Below are 16,538 nucleotides of genomic sequence, written 5' to 3'. Positions count from 1 at the left end.
CATGAAAATTTGTGGGCGTCGCTGTCGCTGTGCAACAATGGTTTTCCATGACCACCGCAAAAAAGCTGGCGTTTGATCGGCGTGGATGGTAAGTGGTTGTTAAAAAAGAGATTTACCTCCGTTGAGAGGTGAACCTGGTGAGAATGTGTCTATGAAAACAGGTCTGTACCATCCCGAAGAATTCAAGGACAACTGTGGTTTTGGCCTGATCGCCCATATGACGGGTGAGCCGAGCCACCACCTTCTGCAAACTGCCATGCAGGCGCTGACATGCATGACCCACCGCGGCGGCATCAATGCCGACGGCAAGACCGGTGACGGTTGCGGTCTGCTCATGCAGAAGCCCGATCAATTCCTGCGTGCCATGGCCCAGGAGCACTTCGCTGTCGAGCTGCCCAAGCAGTACGCCGTCGGCATGGTGTTCTTCAACCAGGACCCGGTCAAAGCCGAAGCTGCCCGCGCCAACATGGACCGCGAGATCCTCGCCGCTGGCCTGAAACTGGTCGGCTGGCGCAAGGTGCCGATCGACACCAGCGTCCTCGGCCGCCTGGCCCTGGAGCGCCTGCCGCAGATCGAGCAGGTGTTCATTGGCGGTGAAGGCCTGAGCGACCAGGAATTCGCCATCAAGCTGTTCAGTGCCCGTCGTCGTTCGTCGGTGGCCAACGCCCACGACGCCGACCACTACATCTGCAGCTTCTCGCACAAGACCATCATCTACAAAGGCCTGATGATGCCGCGCGATCTCGCGGCGTTTTATCCAGACTTGGGTGACGAGCGCCTGCAAACCGCGATCTGCGTGTTCCACCAGCGCTTCTCCACCAACACCCTGCCGAAATGGCCGCTGGCGCAGCCGTTCCGCTTCCTCGCCCACAACGGCGAGATCAACACCATCACCGGCAACCGCAACTGGGCCGTGGCTCGTCGCACCAAGTTCGCCAATGACCAGATCCCGGACCTCGAAGAGCTCGGCCCGCTGGTCAACCGCGTCGGTTCCGACTCTTCCAGCATGGACAACATGCTGGAACTGATGGTCACCGGTGGCATCGACCTGTTCCGCGGCGTGCGCATGCTGGTACCGCCAGCGTGGCAGAACGTCGAGACCATGGACGCCGACCTGCGCGCCTTCTACGAATACAACTCCATGCACATGGAGCCGTGGGATGGCCCGGCCGGTATCGTCATGACCGAAGGCCGCCACGCGGTGTGCCTGCTCGACCGTAACGGTCTGCGCCCGGCGCGCTGGGTGACCACCACCAATGGTTACATCACCATCGCCTCGGAAATCGGCGTATGGGGCTATCAGCCTGAGGAAGTGCTGGCCAAGGGCCGTGTCGGCCCGGGCCAGATCCTTGCCGTGGACACCGAAACCGGCCAGATCCTCGACACCGACGCCATCGACAACCGCCTGAAGTCGCGGCACCCGTACAAGCGCTGGCTGCGTCAGCACGCCACCCGCATCCAGGCGACGCTGACCGACGACCAAGGTGTGGCCAGCTACGACGCTGACCAGCTCAAGCAATACATGAAGATGTTCCAGGTCACCTTCGAAGAGCGTGACCAGGTACTGCGCCCGTTGGGTGAGCAGGGCCAGGAAGCCGTTGGCTCGATGGGTGACGACACGCCGATGGCCGTGCTGTCGCAGCGCGTGCGCTCGCCGTACGACTTCTTCCGCCAGCAGTTCGCTCAGGTAACCAACCCGCCGATCGACCCGCTGCGCGAAGCGATCGTGATGTCGCTGGAAATCTGCCTGGGTGCCGAGCGCAACATCTTCCAGGAGTCCCCGGAGCACGCTTCGCGGGTAATCCTCAGCTCGCCGGTCATCTCGCCCGCCAAGTGGCGTTCGCTGATGAACCTGGAGCGCGAAGGCTTCGACCGCCAGCTGATCGACCTCAACTATGAGCAGGGCGTCGGCCTGGAAGCGGCCATCCGCAACATTGCCGACCAGGCCGAAGAAGCTGTGCGTGGCGGCAAGACCCAGCTGGTGCTGAGCGACCGTTATATCGCCCCGGGCAAGCTGCCGGTGCACGCTTCGCTGGCCGTTGGTGCAGTGCACCACCGCCTGACCGAACAGGGCCTGCGTTGCGACAGCAACATCCTGGTGGAAACCGCTACCGCCCGTGATCCGCATCACTTCGCCGTGCTGCTGGGCTTCGGTGCCTCGGCCGTTTACCCGTACCTGGCGTATGAAGTTCTGGCTGACCTGATCCGTACCGGCGAAGTGCTGGGCGACCTGGACGAAGTGTTCAAGTACTACCGCAAAGGTATCTCCAAGGGCCTGCTGAAGATCCTGTCCAAGATGGGTATCTCCACCATCGCCTCATACCGCGGTGCACAGCTGTTCGAAGCCATTGGCCTGGCCGAGGAAGTGGTAGGCCTGAGCTTCAAGGGCGTGTCCAGCCGCATCAAGGGTGCGCGCTTCGAAGACCTGGAAAACGACCAGAAGCTGCTGGCGGCCGAAGCCTGGAGCGCGCGCAAGCCGATCCAGCAAGGTGGCCTGCTGAAGTTCGTCCACGGTGGCGAATACCACGCCTACAACCCGGACGTGGTCAACACCCTGCAAGCGGCTGTGCAGCAGGGCGACTACGCCAAGTTCAAGGAATACACCACGCTGGTGGACCAGCGCCCGGTGTCGATGATTCGTGACTTGCTCAAGGTGAAAGTGGTCGACCAGCCGCTGGCGCTGGAGCAGATCGAGCCGCTGGAGGCGATTCTCAAGCGTTTCGACTCGGCGGGTATCTCGCTGGGTGCACTGTCGCCGGAAGCCCACGAAGCGCTGGCCGAGGCCATGAACCGCCTGGGCGCACGCTCCAACTCGGGTGAAGGCGGCGAAGACCCGTCGCGCTATGGCACCATCAAGAGCTCGAAGATCAAGCAGGTGGCCACCGGCCGTTTTGGTGTGACCCCGGAGTATCTGGTCAACGCCGAAGTGCTGCAGATCAAGGTTGCCCAGGGCGCCAAGCCGGGTGAGGGCGGCCAGTTGCCGGGCGGAAAGGTCAACGGCCTGATCGCCAAGCTGCGTTATGCGGTACCGGGCGTGACCCTGATCTCGCCACCGCCACACCATGACATCTACTCGATCGAAGATCTGGCCCAGCTGATCTACGACCTCAAGCAGGTCAACCCGCAGGCGCTGGTATCGGTCAAGCTGGTAGCCGAAGCGGGCGTGGGCACCATCGCCGCAGGTGTGGCCAAGGCCTATGCCGACCTGATCACCATCTCCGGTTACGACGGTGGTACCGGTGCTTCGCCGCTGACCTCGATCAAATACGCCGGCGCCCCTTGGGAGCTTGGCCTTGCGGAAACCCACCAGACCCTGCGCGGCAATGACCTGCGTGGCAAGGTACGGGTGCAGACCGACGGCGGCCTGAAAACCGGCCTGGACGTTATCAAGGCGGCCATCCTCGGCGCCGAAAGCTTCGGCTTTGGTACCGCGCCAATGATTGCCCTGGGCTGCAAGTACCTGCGCATCTGCCACCTGAACAACTGCGCCACCGGCGTGGCCACCCAGAACGACAAGCTGCGCAAGGACCACTACATCGGCACCGTCGACATGGTGATCAACTTCTTCACCTTTGTCGCCGAAGAAACCCGCGAGTGGTTGGCCAAGCTGGGCGTGCGCAGCCTTGGCGAGCTGATCGGCCGTACCGACCTGCTCGAAGTGCTGCCAGGTGACACCGAACGCCAGCAGTACCTGGACCTGTCGCCGCTGCTGGGCAGCTCGCACATTCCGGCGGACAAACCGCAGTTCTGCGAAGTCGACAAGAACCCGCCGTTCGACCTGGGCGAGTTGGCCGAGAAGATGGTTGATATGGCCATGCCGGCCATCCGCGACCAGGCGGGTGGCGAGTTCAGCCTCGACATCTGCAACTGCGACCGCTCCATTGGTGCGCGTGTGTCGGGCGAAATCGCCCGTCTGCACGGCAACCAGGGCATGGCCGCGGCGCCGATCACTTTCCGCTTCAAGGGCACTGCGGGCCAGAGCTTTGGCGTGTGGAACGCTGGTGGCCTGAACCTGCACCTGGAAGGCGACGCCAACGATTACGTCGGCAAAGGCATGACCGGTGGCAAGGTCACCATCGTGCCGCCAGCCGGCAGCCCGTTCGAAACCCAGCACAGCGCCATCGTCGGCAACACCTGCCTGTACGGTGCCACTGGCGGCAAGTTGTTTGCCGCAGGTACTGCGGGCGAGCGCTTCGCTGTACGTAACTCCGGCGCCCATGCTGTTGTCGAGGGCACTGGCGATCACTGCTGTGAATACATGACCGGCGGCTTTGTCTGCGTTCTGGGCAAGACCGGTTACAACTTCGGTTCTGGCATGACTGGCGGCTTTGCCTACGTGCTCGACATGGACAATAGCTTCGTCGACAAGCTCAACCACGAGCTGGTGGAAATCCAGCGTATCAGTGGCGAAGCGATGGAGGCCTACCGTAGCCACCTGGCGCGTGTCCTTGCCGAGTATGTGGATGAGACCGGCAGCGAGTGGGGGCGTGAGCTCTCGGAGAACCTGGACGACTACGTGCGGCGCTTCTGGCTGGTCAAGCCGAAGGCAGCCAACCTGAAGCAGCTGTTGTCCAGCACCCGTGCCAACCCGCAGTAAAAACAGCTGCAAGTGGCAAGCCTCAAGCTGCACGTAATGGCAGTGAGAGGTTTGCCCGGCTTAAGTGATCGTCTTGCGGCTTGCAGCGTGTAGCTTGCAGCTGCTGTAAAGAGGTTTTGAAAAATGGCTGAACGTCTGAACAACGACTTCCAGTTCATCGAAGTGGGCCGAAAGGACCCGAAAAAAAAGCTGCTGCGCCAGCGCAAGAAGGAGTTCGTGGAAATCTACGAACCGTTCAAGCCGCAGCAGTCCGTGGAGCAGGCGCACCGCTGCCTGGGCTGCGGTAACCCGTATTGCGAGTGGAAGTGCCCGGTACACAACTTCATCCCCAACTGGTTGAAGCTGGTCTCCGAAGGCAACATCCTGGCCGCGGCGGAACTGTCGCACCAGACCAACACCCTGCCGGAAGTATGCGGCCGTGTTTGCCCGCAAGACCGCCTGTGCGAGGGTGCCTGCACCCTGAACGACGGTTTCGGCGCGGTGACCATCGGCTCGGTGGAGAAGTACATCACCGACACCGCCTTCGCCATGGGCTGGCGCCCGGACATGTCCAAGGTCAAGCCAACCGGCAAGCGCGTTGCCATCATCGGCGCCGGCCCGGCGGGCCTGGGCTGCGCCGACGTGCTGGTGCGCGCCGGGGTAACCCCGGTGGTGTTCGACAAAAACCCTGAGATCGGTGGCCTGCTGACCTTCGGTATCCCCGAGTTCAAGCTGGAAAAGACCGTGCTCAGCAACCGCCGTGAAGTGTTCACCGGCATGGGCATCGAGTTCCGCCTGAACACCGAGGTGGGCAAGGACGTGACCATGGAACAGCTGCTCGCCGAGTACGACGCGGTGTTCATGGGCATGGGTACCTACACTTACATGAAGGGCGGCTTCCCGGGTGAAGACCTGCCGGGCGTGCATGACGCACTGGACTTCCTGATCGCCAACGTCAACCGCAACCTGGGCTTCGAGAAGTCGCCGGAAGACTTCGTCGACATGCAGGGCAAGAAAGTGGTGGTGCTGGGCGGTGGTGACACCGCGATGGACTGCAACCGTACCTCGATCCGTCAGGGTGCCAAGGCAGTGACCTGTGCTTATCGTCGTGACGAAGCCAACATGCCGGGTTCGCGCAAAGAGGTGAAGAACGCCAAGGAAGAGGGCGTGAAGTTCCTCTACAACCGTCAGCCCATTGCCATTGTGGGTGAGGACAAGGTCGAAGGCGTCAAAGTGGTCGAGACCCGCCTGGGCGAGCCTGATGCCCGTGGCCGCCGCAGCCCTGAGCCAATCCCGGGCTCCGAAGAGATCCTGCCGGCAGACGCCGTGGTAATCGCCTTCGGCTTCCGCCCGAGCCCGGCACCTTGGTTTGAACAGCATGGCATTCAGCTGGACAGCCAGGGCCGTGTGGTTGCCCCGGAGAAGGGCAAGTTCAAGCACCAGACCAGCAACCCGAAAGTGTTTGCCGGTGGCGACATGGTGCGCGGTTCGGACCTGGTGGTGACTGCGATCTTCGAAGGGCGTACGGCTGCCGAGGGTATCCTGGACTACCTCGAAGTCTGAGGTTCGACCTGTTCGCGGGCATGCCCGCTCCCGCAGGGTTAAGCGCAGAACCCGTGGGGGCAGGCATGCCCGCGAAGCTTTTGTATACAAAAACGCTTGATCTGTGGCATCCAATAGACAAAACACATGGCCATGGCCGTGCCTTTTGCGCTGGTGTCTGAGAAAATGCCCGCACTATTTTTCCGGATGCCGACATGACTGCCCTGAAGAACGATCGTTTCCTGCGTGCACTGCTCAAGCAACCCGTAGACGTCACCCCGGTGTGGATGATGCGCCAGGCCGGCCGCTACCTGCCGGAGTACCGCGCCAGCCGCGCCAAGGCCGGTGACTTCATGAGCCTGTGCATGAACCCGCAGTTCGCCTGCGAGGTCACCCTGCAGCCGCTGGACCGCTACCCGCTGGACGCAGCGATCCTGTTCTCGGACATCCTTACCATTCCCGATGCCATGGGCCTGGGCCTGTACTTCGAAACCGGCGAAGGCCCGCGTTTCAAGAAGGTCATCAGCACCCCCGCCGACATCGAGGCGCTGCCAGTTCCGGACCCACAGAAAGACCTCGGCTACGTCATGGACGCGGTCAGCACCATTCGCCGTGAGCTCAATGGCCGTGTGCCGTTGATCGGCTTCTCCGGCAGCCCGTGGACCCTTGCCACCTACATGGTCGAAGGCGGCTCGTCGAAGGACTTCCGCAAGACCAAGGCCATGGCCTACGACAACCCGCAAGCCCTGCACCTGCTGCTGGACAAGCTGGCCCAGTCGGTCACCAGCTACCTTAACGGCCAGATCCTGGCCGGCGCCCAGGCCGTACAGATCTTCGACACCTGGGGCGGCAACCTGTCGGCGGCGGCCTACCAGGAGTTCTCACTGGCCTACATGCGCAAGATCGTCAGCGGCCTGATCCGCGAGCACGAGGGGCGCAAGGTGCCGGTGATCCTGTTCACCAAGAATGGCGGCTTGTGGCTGGAAAGCATTGCTGAAGCTGGTGCCGACGCGCTGGGCCTGGACTGGACCTGCGAGATCGGCGACGCCCGTCGCCGTGTGGGTGACAAGGTGGCGCTGCAAGGCAACATGGACCCGACCGTGCTGTACGCCAAGCCTGAAGCCATTCGCAAGGAAGTGGCGCGCATCCTGGCCAGCTATGGCCACGGCACTGGCCATGTGTTCAACCTTGGCCACGGCATCACGCCGGAAGTTGACCCGGAACATGCGGGTGCATTCATCAATGCCGTGCACGAACTGTCGGCGCAGTACCACCAGTGACTTGATGCACTGCACAGTAAACCCGGCTTCGATGCCGGGTTTTTTGTACGTTAAGTTTGAATTCAGCGATCGTCGCTAATCTGGTCCCATCGAAACCGAAACAGGACCCGATTATCATGAAAATCCGTTATCTCGCCCTCATCCTCGCCCCCTTGTTCAGCACTGGCGCATTTGCCGCTGGCTACACCGGCCCTGGCGCCCAGTCGGTAACCACGGTTGCCGCCGCGAACGACGCCGCCGACGACACCCCGGTTGTGCTGCAGGGCTTCGTGACCAAGAAGATCAACAACGACGACAAGTATGAGTTCAAGGACAACACCGGCACCATCACTGTCGAGATCGACGATGAGGACCTGCCGCCGACACCGTTCAACGACAAGACCAAGGTGAAGCTGACCGGTGAGGTTGAAAAGCACCTGATGAGCCGGGAAGTGGATGTGGATATTGTCGAGATCATCAACTGATCTGATGGCCTCCTCGTGGTGACGCCCGCTCCCACAGGTTGTGGGTGCGGGCGTGACCACGAATGCATCACACCGTTTTGGGTGGCAACTTGCTCAGGTGCAACGCCACCAGCAATGCCACCGCCAGCAAGCTGCCAATGAACAGCCCGATCCCGTTCCAGCCCCACTGGTGCCAGAACACCCCGCCCGCCGTACCGGCCACGCTGGAGCCAGCGTAGTAGCAGAACAGGTACAGTGACGATGCCTGCCCCTTGGCCTTCAGCGCCCGGCGGCCGATCCAGCTGCTGGCCACCGAGTGCGCACCAAAGAAGCCGAAGGTGAACACCAGCATGCCCACGATCACCATCACCAGTGGACTGGCCAGCGTCATCAGCAAGCCAACCGCCATTACCACGATACTGGCCCAGAACACCCTGCGCCGGCCCAGTTTGTCCGCCAGGGCGCCGACCTGTGCCGAACTGTAGATACCCGACAGGTAAACCACCGACAGCAAGCCGACCAGCGCCTGGTTCATGTGGTAGGGCTCGGCCAGCAGGCGGTAGCCGATGTAGTTGAACAATGTGACGAAGGCGCCCATCAGCAGGAAGGCTTCAAGGAACAGCCAAGGCAGGCCGGCGTCCTTGAAGTGCATGACAAAGCCGTCCAGCAGGCTGCGTGGGTTCATCGTCTGTGCGCGGAAATTGCGTGACTCCGGCAGCACCTTCCAGAACACCAGCGCGGCCACCAGGGCCAGGCCGCCAATGGTCAGCATCGCCGTGTGCCAGCTGACGAAGTCGATCAGTACGCCCGTGATGAGCCGCCCGCTCATGCCGCCAATCGCGTTGCCGCCGATGTACAGGCCCATGGCCAGGCCAATGTGTTGCGGGTGGATCTCTTCGCTCAGGTAGGTCATCGCCACTGCCGCCAGGCCGCTCAGCGACAGGCCGACCAATGCGCGGGTGGCCAGTACCAGCTCCCAGCTGGGCATCACTGCGCTGGCCAAGGTGGACAGGGCGGCGCAGACCAGCGCGAATACCATCACGGGTTTGCGCCCGATGCGGTCAGAAATGGGGCCGGTGATCAGCAGGCCGAACGCCAGCATGGCGGTTGACACCGACAGCACCAGGCTGCTCTGTGCCGCGTTGATGGCAAACTCCCTGGACAGCAGAGGCATCATCGGCTGTACGCAGTACAGCAAGGCGAAGGTGGCGAAACCGCCGCTGAACAAGGCCAGCACGGTTTTCATGAAGGCGGGTGTGCCTTTTTCGATCCACATTTCGGTCAGGATGGCAGGTTTTGGCTCAAGGAGGAGGGGGGCTACTGCAGTTTTCACGGGCGGGTACCTCTGGCGCAATGAAAAAAGCATATAGCTGGCTAACGATTAGATCCAATATATTGTTCGACCTATTTGAGATGTTTGGCGACTTGTTTGGAGCGGATCATGGAACTGCGTCATCTGCGTTACTTCATTGCTGTGGCCGAAGAGCTGCACTTTGGCCGCGCCGCCCAGCAGCTGGGTATTTCCCAGCCGCCCTTGAGTCAGCAGATCCAGGCCCTGGAGCAGGAGTTGGGGGCCCGGTTGTTCGACCGGACCAACCGTCGTGTCGAACTGAGCGAGGCCGGTCGATTGTTCCTCGAGGAAGCGCGCCAGGTATTGGCGCAGGTGGAGAAGGCCGCGGATGTCGCCCGGCGTGCGCAGTTGGGCGAGCTGGGCGAGATGAAAATCGGTTTCACTTCCTCGGCCCCGTTCACCTCGAAAATCCCCAAGGCCATTCACGCCTTCCGTCAGCGCTTTCCGGCGGTGCACCTGAACCTCAAGGAAATGAGCAGCCGTGACGTTGCCGAAGGGGTATTCGACGAGTCCATCGAGGTGGGGTTGATGCGGCCGATGCCGCTGCCGGAGGGGTTGGTGGCCACCGAGTTGTTCCGAGAACCGTTGGTGGCGGTGATCAATGCCTCGCATCCGCTGGCCGAGGGCACTGAGCAAGGCGTCTACATGGCGGCGTTGGCCCCTGAGCCCTTCGTGTTCTTCCCGCGCAGCTATGGCAGCGGTTTGTATGCACAATTGCTGAGCATGGCCCGGCATGCGGGTTTCAGCCCCCATTTTGCGCAAGAGGCAGGGGAAGCGATGACCATCATCGGCCTGGTCTCGGCGGGGCTGGGGGTGTCGGTGTTGCCGGCGTCGTTCCAGCGCATGCGCATCGAAGGGGTGGTGTACCGCACCTTGCTCGATGAAGAGGCGATGACGGCGGTGTGGCTGGTGCAGCGCGAGCGTGGTCATTCGGTGATGGCCAAGGCATTTGCCGAGTTGTTGACAGGGCAGGTGGTCGGTCAGGCGTGATGCCGGTCAAATGGCACTGGTCATTGCCCCACTGCCGCCACATACTCGGGCATTCGTTGATACACGGAGGTCAAACATGCGGCGCGTGGTGTTCAATCAGAAAGGTGGCGTGGGCAAGTCGAGCATTGCCTGCAACCTGGCGGCGGTCAGTGCCAATGAAGGCTACCGGACCTTGTTGATCGACCTGGATGCCCAGGCGAACTCGACCCAATACCTCACCGGCCTGACCGGAGAGGACATCCCCATGGGCATCGCCGATTTCTTCAAGCAAAGCCTTTCCAGCGGGCCGTTCAGCAAGAAGAACAAGGTCGATATCTACGAAACCCCGTTCGACAACCTGCATGTGGTCACCGCCACTGCCGAGCTGGCCGACCTGCAGCCAAAGCTGGAGGCAAAACACAAGATCAACAAGCTGCGCAAGTTGCTCGACGAGCTGGACGAGGATTACGAGCGTATCTACATCGATACCCCGCCGGCGCTTAATTTCTATGCGGTTTCTGCGCTGATCGCTGCCGATCGCGTGCTGATCCCCTTCGACTGCGACAGCTTTTCGCGCCAGGCCCTGTATGGCCTGCTGGCCGAGATCGAAGACCTCAAGGAAGACCACAACGAAGACCTGGTGGTCGAAGGCATCGTGGTCAACCAGTTCCAGTCACGTGCCAGCCTGCCGCAGCAGATGCTCGACGAACTGCTGGCCGAAGGGTTGCCGGTGCTGCCGGTGTACTTGGGCAGCTCGGTGAAAATGCGCGAATCGCACCACGCCAGCCTGCCGCTGATTCACCTGGAGCCGCGGCACAAGCTGACTCAGCAGTTTGTCGAGCTGCATTCGCTGCTTGAAGAAAACGCTTAAACCCCTTGGCTACGCAGCCACTCCAGCAGCGACTGGAGTGGAAACGCCCCGGCCTGGCGGCTGATTTCGCGGCCGTTCTTGAACAGCAGCAGGCTGGGGATCGAGCGTATGCCCAGTTGCCCTGCGAGGTTACGGTTGGCTTCGCTGTCGAGCTTGGCCAGGCGGCAGCGGCCAGCAAGCTTCCGGGCGGCCTCTTCGAAGGTGGGGGCGAATGACTTGCACGGGCCGCACCAGTCGGCCCAGATGTCGACCAGCAGCGGCAGGTCGCCTTTGATCTGGCTGGCGTAGCTGGCTTCGGTGAGCTCGAAAGGGGTGCTCAGCAGCACGTCCTGTTTGCAGCGACCGCATTTCGGCGCATCGCCCAGGCGCTCGGCGGGCAGGCGGTTGAGGCCGTTGCAGTGGGGGCAGGGGATTACCAGTGGGTCGGTCATTTCATCTCCGGTGTTGGGTTCACGGTTTCCTTGTGGGGGCGGGCGTGCCCGCGAACACCGGCGAAGCCGGTGCAATCCATCACGTTGCCTGCTTCGCGGGCACGCCCGCTCCCACAGGATTCGGCGCTGATCAGGAAGAGCAGCTGATTTCCAGGTGCTTGCCCCACTCCGGCGGTCGCTCGGCGTAGGCTTGCATCCCGGGCTGTTCCTCGAAAGGCCTGGCCAGGACTTGGTGCAGCCGTCGAACTTCACTGTAGTCCCCCGCCTCGGCCGCTTCGATGGCTTTCTGCGCCAGGTAGTTGCGCAGCACGTACAGCGGGTTCACCGCATGCATCCGCTCGCGGCGGCCTTCGGCATTGCCGGGCTCACGCCCACAGCGGGCCAGGTAGTCTGCGCCCCAGGCATCGAAACCGGCGAGGTCGATAAAGTCATCGCGCGCCACCTTCAGCGCCTCGGCCACCGGCTGCTCACCCAGCTTGCGGAAGAACAGGCTGTAGTCCACGCCACCGCGTTGCATGCACTGCAGCAGGCGCTCGACCAGCGCCATATCATCATCTTCGGCGGTGGTCAGCCCCAGGCGCCGGCGCATCAGGTCCAGGTAATGGGCCTGGTACAGCGGCAGGAACAGGCCCAACGCTTCCTTCAGTGGCTCAACTTCGATCACGGTGGTCAGTGCCTGGGCCAGCGCGCTGAGGTTCCAGTGGGCGATGGGCACCTGGTTGGCGTAGCTGTAGCGGCCACGGTCGTCGGAGTGGTTGCAGATGAAGTTGGCGTCGAAGTCATCCAGGAACGCGTAGGGGCCAAAATCGAAGGTGATGCCGAGGATCGACATGTTGTCGGTGTTCATCACGCCGTGGCAGAAGCCATACGCCTGCCAGCGGGCGATCAGTTCGGCATTGCGCTCGACGATGGTGCGGAACATGGCCAGGTAAGGCTGCTCGGCGTCACGGCATTCGGGATAGTGTTGTTCCAGCACGTGGTCGATCAACACGCGCTGCTGCTCGGGCTGCTTGGTGTAGTAGAAGTACTCGAAATGGCCGAAACGCACATGGCTCTGCGCCAGACGCGTCAGCATGGCCGCGCTTTCACGGGTTTCGCGCCACACCGGGGTGCTGGAACCGATTACGCACAGTGCCCGGCTGGTCGCGATACCCAGGGCGTGCAGGGCTTCGGAGGCGAGAAACTCGCGAATCGACGAGCGCAGTACGGCGCGGCCGTCACCCATGCGGGAGTAGGGTGTCTGGCCGGCGCCCTTGAGGTGCAGGTCCCAGTGTTCGCCTGCGTCGTTGAGCACTTCGGCCAGCAGCAGGCCACGGCCGTCGCCCAGACGTGGGTTGTACGAGCCGAACTGGTGGCCGGAATAAACCATCGCCCGAGGGTCGGCCTCTTCCCACAGTTTGTGGCCGCTGAACAGTTCGGCGAACACCGGCAGCTCGGCCTGGGCGGGGTCGAGGTCGAGCAAGGCCATGGCCGACTCGCTCGCTACCACCAGGCGCGGGTCTGCGATGGGTTCAGGCAGCACCTGGGTGGAGAACGCATCGCCCAGGCGGGCGAAGCGGTTGTCGAAGGTGAGTTGGTCGAGGGCTTTCACGGGACTGCTCCTTGGAATCGGTGCCAATGGGGCCGCTTGGCGGCCCTTCGCGGGTGAACCCGCTCCCACAGCGGCCAGCGCCCGATGTAGGAGCGGGTTTACCCGCGAACGAGGGCGAAGCCCTCGCAGCCATTTTGCACACAATAAAGTATTCGAGCCTATTCAGGCCGAAGCAGTGCCATCCGATTTCGGCTGTTCCATCGGAATCAATTGCTGCTTGCTGCCCTTCGCATCCATCAGGAACACCTCTACCTGGCGTACCGAGATCTTGATGTTATGGGCCTTGAACTCGCGGTTGATGTAGCGGTTGATCTCGTCCAACGTCGGGTTGCGGTCGCCCAGGTCACGGACGTGCATGCGCAGTTCGTGGTCCAGCGAGCTTTCGCCGAAGTTGAGGAAGTACACGATCGGTTCCGGATCCTTGAGCACGCGTGGGTTCTCATGCGCGCCCTTGAGCAGCAGGTCGCGCACCAGGTCGAGGTCTGAGCCATAGTCGATGCCCAGCTTCAGCGTCACCCGGGTGACCGTGTCGGTCAGCGACCAGTTGATCAGTTGGCCAGTGATGAAGGTCTTGTTGGGGACGATGATGTCCTTGCGGTCGAAGTCGGTGATGGTGGTGGCGCGGATGCGGATCTTGCTTACCGTGCCCGACAGGTTGCCGATGGTGATGGTGTCGCCAATCCGTACCGGGCGCTCGAACAGGATCATGATGCCGGAGATGAAGTTGGCGAAGATTTCCTGCATGCCGAAGCCCAGCCCTACTGACAGCGCGGCCACCAGCCATTGCAGCTTGTCCCAGCTCACCCCCAGGGTCGACAGGGTGCTGACGATGCCGATGCCGACGATGGTGTACGACAACAGCGTGGTGGTGGCGTAGGCACTGCCCTGGGCCAGGTTCAGGCGAGACAGCACCAGTACCTCCAGCAGGCCTGGCAAGTTACCGGCCAGGGCGAAGGTGATGCCGACGATCACCAGCGCGCCGAGCAGGTCGCCGAGGCTGATCGGTACCATGCTGGCGGCGGCGCCGGTGCCGCTGGTGTATTCGTAGAGGACGAAATTGTTGAGGTAGGCGAACACCGAGATCAGGTCGGCCCATACCCAGTACAGGCCGGCAATGAAGCCGCCGAGCAGGGCCAGGCGGATCAGGCGCAGCGACTGCTGGTTGACCTGTTCGATATCCAGCGTTGGCTCCTCGGTGATGACTTCGCCATCCAGCCCTTCCTTGGCTGCCGCACGCTTGGTCAACGCACGCTGGTAGGCCAGGCGTCGTGCAGCCACCGACAGGCCGCGCACAAAAGCGGCCTCGATCACCAACCAGAACAGCAGCAGGTACAGGGTGTAGATGAGTCGGTCGGTAAGCTTCAGTGCGGTGTAGTAGTAGCCGAAGCACACGGCGACGAACAGGGCAATGGGCAGGGCGGTGAATGCCACCCCCACCGCCCTGCGGAACAGCGAGGTGTCACGGTGTGCCGGGCTGCTGAGCAGCAGGCGGCTGAGCAGCCAGGCCATCAGCGCATAGCAGGTCAGCACCACGCCGATGCCCAATACATCGTCTGCCAGTGCCGAAGGCTGGTGCTCGGCCACCGCCACCACGCCGACCAGTGCCAGCACCACAGTGCCCAGGCGGCGAACCCAGCCGCGCAGGAACTCGACCTGCGGTTTGTGCCAGCGGAAGTGGACTTCCGCCACGCCACCGGGTGCGAGGATACGGTAGGCGGTGTAGAACACCAGCCAGGCCTGGGCCAGCTGCCAGAGTGCGGCGCCCAGGTTGGCATTCTGCCCGCGGGCGTCGATCTGCAAGGCATAGCTGCACAGCGCCAGGCCAAGGCTGACCGGCATCGCCAGCAGAATGTTGATAAGGATTGCCTGGGGCGTGTGCCATTGGCTGTCACGGCGGAAGTGGCCGATATCCTGGTGCACTTTGCCTAACCGTTGGTAAAGGTATTTGCGCCGCCACAACAGCGCGCCGATCACCAACAGCAGCGGCAGGAACAGCAACGGACGCTGGCTCAGGCCATCGGCCAGCTCTTTCAGGCTGGAGCCCCATGGCAGGTTGGCGACCTGGTCGGCCAGGCGCTTCGGCACGTATTGCAGCCAGTCCCAGTCCAGCGGCTTGTTGCTGGGGATCCAGAACATTTGCTCGTCGAGGGTGGTGCGCAGGCTCTGCGCGGTGCCCAGCAGCTGCTTCTGGTTGAGCTGCAAGGTGATCGATTCGTTGAGCAGCGCCGACAGCTCGCGGTTCAGCCGCTCCAACAGGTCGCTGCGGGTGATGGCCACTTCCAGCAGGGCCTTGCGCAGCTGCGGGGTCACATCTTCCTGCGGTTGCGCAGCCAGCAGTTTGTCGACGTAGGTGACCGGGCTGCTCATCTGCTCGCGTTGCTGGTTGACTTCGAACTGGTACAGGCGGGTGTCGGCGATCTGGTCGGCCAGGTCGCGGTCGACCTTCAGGTGCGGCAGGGTCTGTTTCTGTTTATAGAGAATCTTCGACAGCAGCAGGCTTCCCTTGAGCACGTTGATCTGCTCGTCAAGCGCCTGGTCGGCCTGGGTCAGGCTGTCGAGCTGCTGCTTGGTGCGCAGGTTCTGCTGGGTCAGTTCGTTCAGGCGATCGGTGCTCTTGAGCAGGTAGTCGGAAAGCTTGAGGTTGATCGCGCTTTCAGTGGCCAGCAGGCTGCTGCCGCCGGCCTTCTGAGCCTCGATCGACTGCTGGGTGACGGCTTCCTGGGACTGGGCCAGGCGTTTGGCGTTGATCAGCGTCTGCAGGTCCTGGATTTCCTGCTCCAGGCGCGCAGCGCGCTCGACCAGCAGGTCGTGACGCGCATTGCCGAGGTCTTGCAGCAGGCTGTTGCCGGCCAGTTCCTGGCGGCGCAGCAGGGTCAGCGCGTTGAGCGAGGCCAGCTCGGCGTTGAGCTGGTTGCGCTGGTCGGCATTGATGGCTTTGCCACCGTCCTTGCCGGTTTTGAGGATGTTGTTGATCTGCTGGGTGCGGGTCTGGCTGCTGCTGATCTCGGCCTGGGCGCGCTCGGGGCGGGTTTGCGAGTTGATGATCAGGCTGTTGGCTTCAGACAGCGCCTTTTGCAGCTCGCCCTGCTGCGTGTTGCGTTCGCTGAGCATCTGTTCAAGCTGTGGCACGGTGAGGTTGGCGTAGCGCTGTGCCACCGGTTGTGCCTTGGTTTCCTTGAGCTTGGCCAACTCCTTCTGGCTGTCGCTGGTCTCCTTGGGGGCGCTGCTCAGCTGCTGCTTCAGTGCAGCCAGTTTCTTTTCGTTGTCTTCCTTGGCAGCAAGCAGGCTCAACGTTTGTTCGAGCACCTGCTGCAGCGCCTTCTGGTCTGCCTCGGGCAGCTTGCGCTCGGCGATCTTGTCGAGGCTGTTCTGGATACTGGCGGTGGTCGGGGCTTCTGCCGCGCCAGCCGCAAAAGAAAGGGACAGGCACAACCCGAGCAGGGCTGTGCGAAGGTACACGCGCAGGGACATAGGCAGACTACTT

General features: G+C 62.3%; 10 protein-coding genes. 6 read left to right on the top strand and 4 right to left on the bottom strand.

Annotation, left to right across the window (positions count from 1 at the left end):
• Positions 1-151 precede the first annotated feature (151 nt).
• From gltB to ACI7M0_RS24985, 4 genes are all read left to right on the top strand, one after another.
• The gene (gene gltB / locus ACI7M0_RS25000) at positions 152-4,597 is read left to right on the top strand and encodes a glutamate synthase large subunit (protein WP_129932740.1); all 4,446 of its coding nucleotides are present in this window, start codon (positions 152-154) and stop codon (positions 4,595-4,597) included.
• Between the two features lie 123 nt (positions 4,598-4,720).
• Entirely contained in the window at positions 4,721-6,139 is a 1,419-nt protein-coding gene (locus ACI7M0_RS24995; RefSeq protein WP_003249156.1) for an FAD-dependent oxidoreductase, read from the top strand.
• A 194-nt stretch (positions 6,140-6,333) separates the two neighbouring features.
• Positions 6,334-7,398: a uroporphyrinogen decarboxylase gene (gene hemE / locus ACI7M0_RS24990; RefSeq protein ID WP_010955621.1), complete on the top strand. Its 1,065-nt coding sequence runs from the start codon at positions 6,334-6,336 to the stop codon at positions 7,396-7,398.
• Between the two features lie 116 nt (positions 7,399-7,514).
• Positions 7,515-7,862, top strand: a complete 348-nt coding sequence (locus ACI7M0_RS24985) for a YgiW/YdeI family stress tolerance OB fold protein (RefSeq protein WP_014859120.1) — start codon at positions 7,515-7,517, stop codon at positions 7,860-7,862.
• A 67-nt stretch (positions 7,863-7,929) separates the two neighbouring features.
• Here the strand turns inward: ACI7M0_RS24985 and ACI7M0_RS24980 are convergent, their stop codons facing one another.
• Positions 7,930-9,117 carry an MFS transporter gene (locus ACI7M0_RS24980; protein WP_256658238.1) on the bottom strand — a complete coding sequence of 396 codons (1,188 nt, stop codon included), beginning with the start codon at positions 9,115-9,117 and terminating at the stop codon, positions 7,930-7,932.
• Positions 9,118-9,282: 165 nt separating this feature from the next.
• On the opposite strand from ACI7M0_RS24980, the gene ACI7M0_RS24975 reads away from it, so the two are divergent.
• Both ACI7M0_RS24975 and ACI7M0_RS24970 read left to right on the top strand, forming a co-directional pair.
• Complete coding sequence (locus ACI7M0_RS24975) at positions 9,283-10,182, top strand: LysR family transcriptional regulator (protein WP_064491022.1); 900 nt, start codon at positions 9,283-9,285, stop codon at positions 10,180-10,182.
• A 76-nt stretch (positions 10,183-10,258) separates the two neighbouring features.
• Complete coding sequence (locus ACI7M0_RS24970) at positions 10,259-11,032, top strand: ParA family protein (RefSeq protein ID WP_010955617.1); 774 nt, start codon at positions 10,259-10,261, stop codon at positions 11,030-11,032.
• Here ACI7M0_RS24970 and trxC read toward each other — a convergent pair.
• The 3 genes from trxC to mscK form a co-directional block, all read right to left on the bottom strand.
• Positions 11,029-11,463, bottom strand: coding sequence for a thioredoxin TrxC (gene trxC / locus ACI7M0_RS24965; protein ID WP_129932738.1), 435 nt, complete (start codon positions 11,461-11,463; stop codon positions 11,029-11,031). The genes ACI7M0_RS24970 and trxC overlap by 4 nt on opposite strands.
• A gap of 130 nt (positions 11,464-11,593) precedes the next feature.
• Entirely contained in the window at positions 11,594-13,054 is a 1,461-nt protein-coding gene (selO, locus tag ACI7M0_RS24960; RefSeq protein ID WP_104962710.1) for a protein adenylyltransferase SelO, read from the bottom strand.
• A 162-nt stretch (positions 13,055-13,216) separates the two neighbouring features.
• The gene (mscK, locus tag ACI7M0_RS24955; protein WP_129932737.1) at positions 13,217-16,525 is read right to left on the bottom strand and encodes a mechanosensitive channel MscK; all 3,309 of its coding nucleotides are present in this window, start codon (positions 16,523-16,525) and stop codon (positions 13,217-13,219) included.
• Positions 16,526-16,538 lie beyond the last annotated feature (13 nt).

This window comes from Pseudomonas sp. 10(2024) (assembly GCF_045164175.1).
Classification (GTDB): Bacteria; Pseudomonadota; Gammaproteobacteria; order Pseudomonadales; family Pseudomonadaceae; genus Aquipseudomonas; species Aquipseudomonas alloputida.
The sequence above is the reverse complement of the archived record's forward strand: the minus strand, read 5'-3'. Positions and strand labels throughout refer to the sequence as shown.

Coding starts and splice junctions, on each gene's coding strand:
- ACI7M0_RS24975 (WP_064491022.1), top strand. CDS start 9,283: ATGGAACTGCGTCATCTGCGTTACTTCATTGCTGTGGCCGAAGAGCTG.
- ACI7M0_RS24995 (WP_003249156.1), top strand. CDS start 4,721: ATGGCTGAACGTCTGAACAACGACTTCCAGTTCATCGAAGTGGGCCGA.
- ACI7M0_RS24970 (WP_010955617.1), top strand. CDS start 10,259: ATGCGGCGCGTGGTGTTCAATCAGAAAGGTGGCGTGGGCAAGTCGAGC.
- ACI7M0_RS24985 (WP_014859120.1), top strand. CDS start 7,515: ATGAAAATCCGTTATCTCGCCCTCATCCTCGCCCCCTTGTTCAGCACT.
- trxC (WP_129932738.1), bottom strand. CDS start 11,463: ATGACCGACCCACTGGTAATCCCCTGCCCCCACTGCAACGGCCTCAAC.
- hemE (WP_010955621.1), top strand. CDS start 6,334: ATGACTGCCCTGAAGAACGATCGTTTCCTGCGTGCACTGCTCAAGCAA.
- mscK (WP_129932737.1), bottom strand. CDS start 16,525: ATGTCCCTGCGCGTGTACCTTCGCACAGCCCTGCTCGGGTTGTGCCTG.
- ACI7M0_RS24980 (WP_256658238.1), bottom strand. CDS start 9,117: ATGTGGATCGAAAAAGGCACACCCGCCTTCATGAAAACCGTGCTGGCC.
- gltB (WP_129932740.1), top strand. CDS start 152: ATGAAAACAGGTCTGTACCATCCCGAAGAATTCAAGGACAACTGTGGT.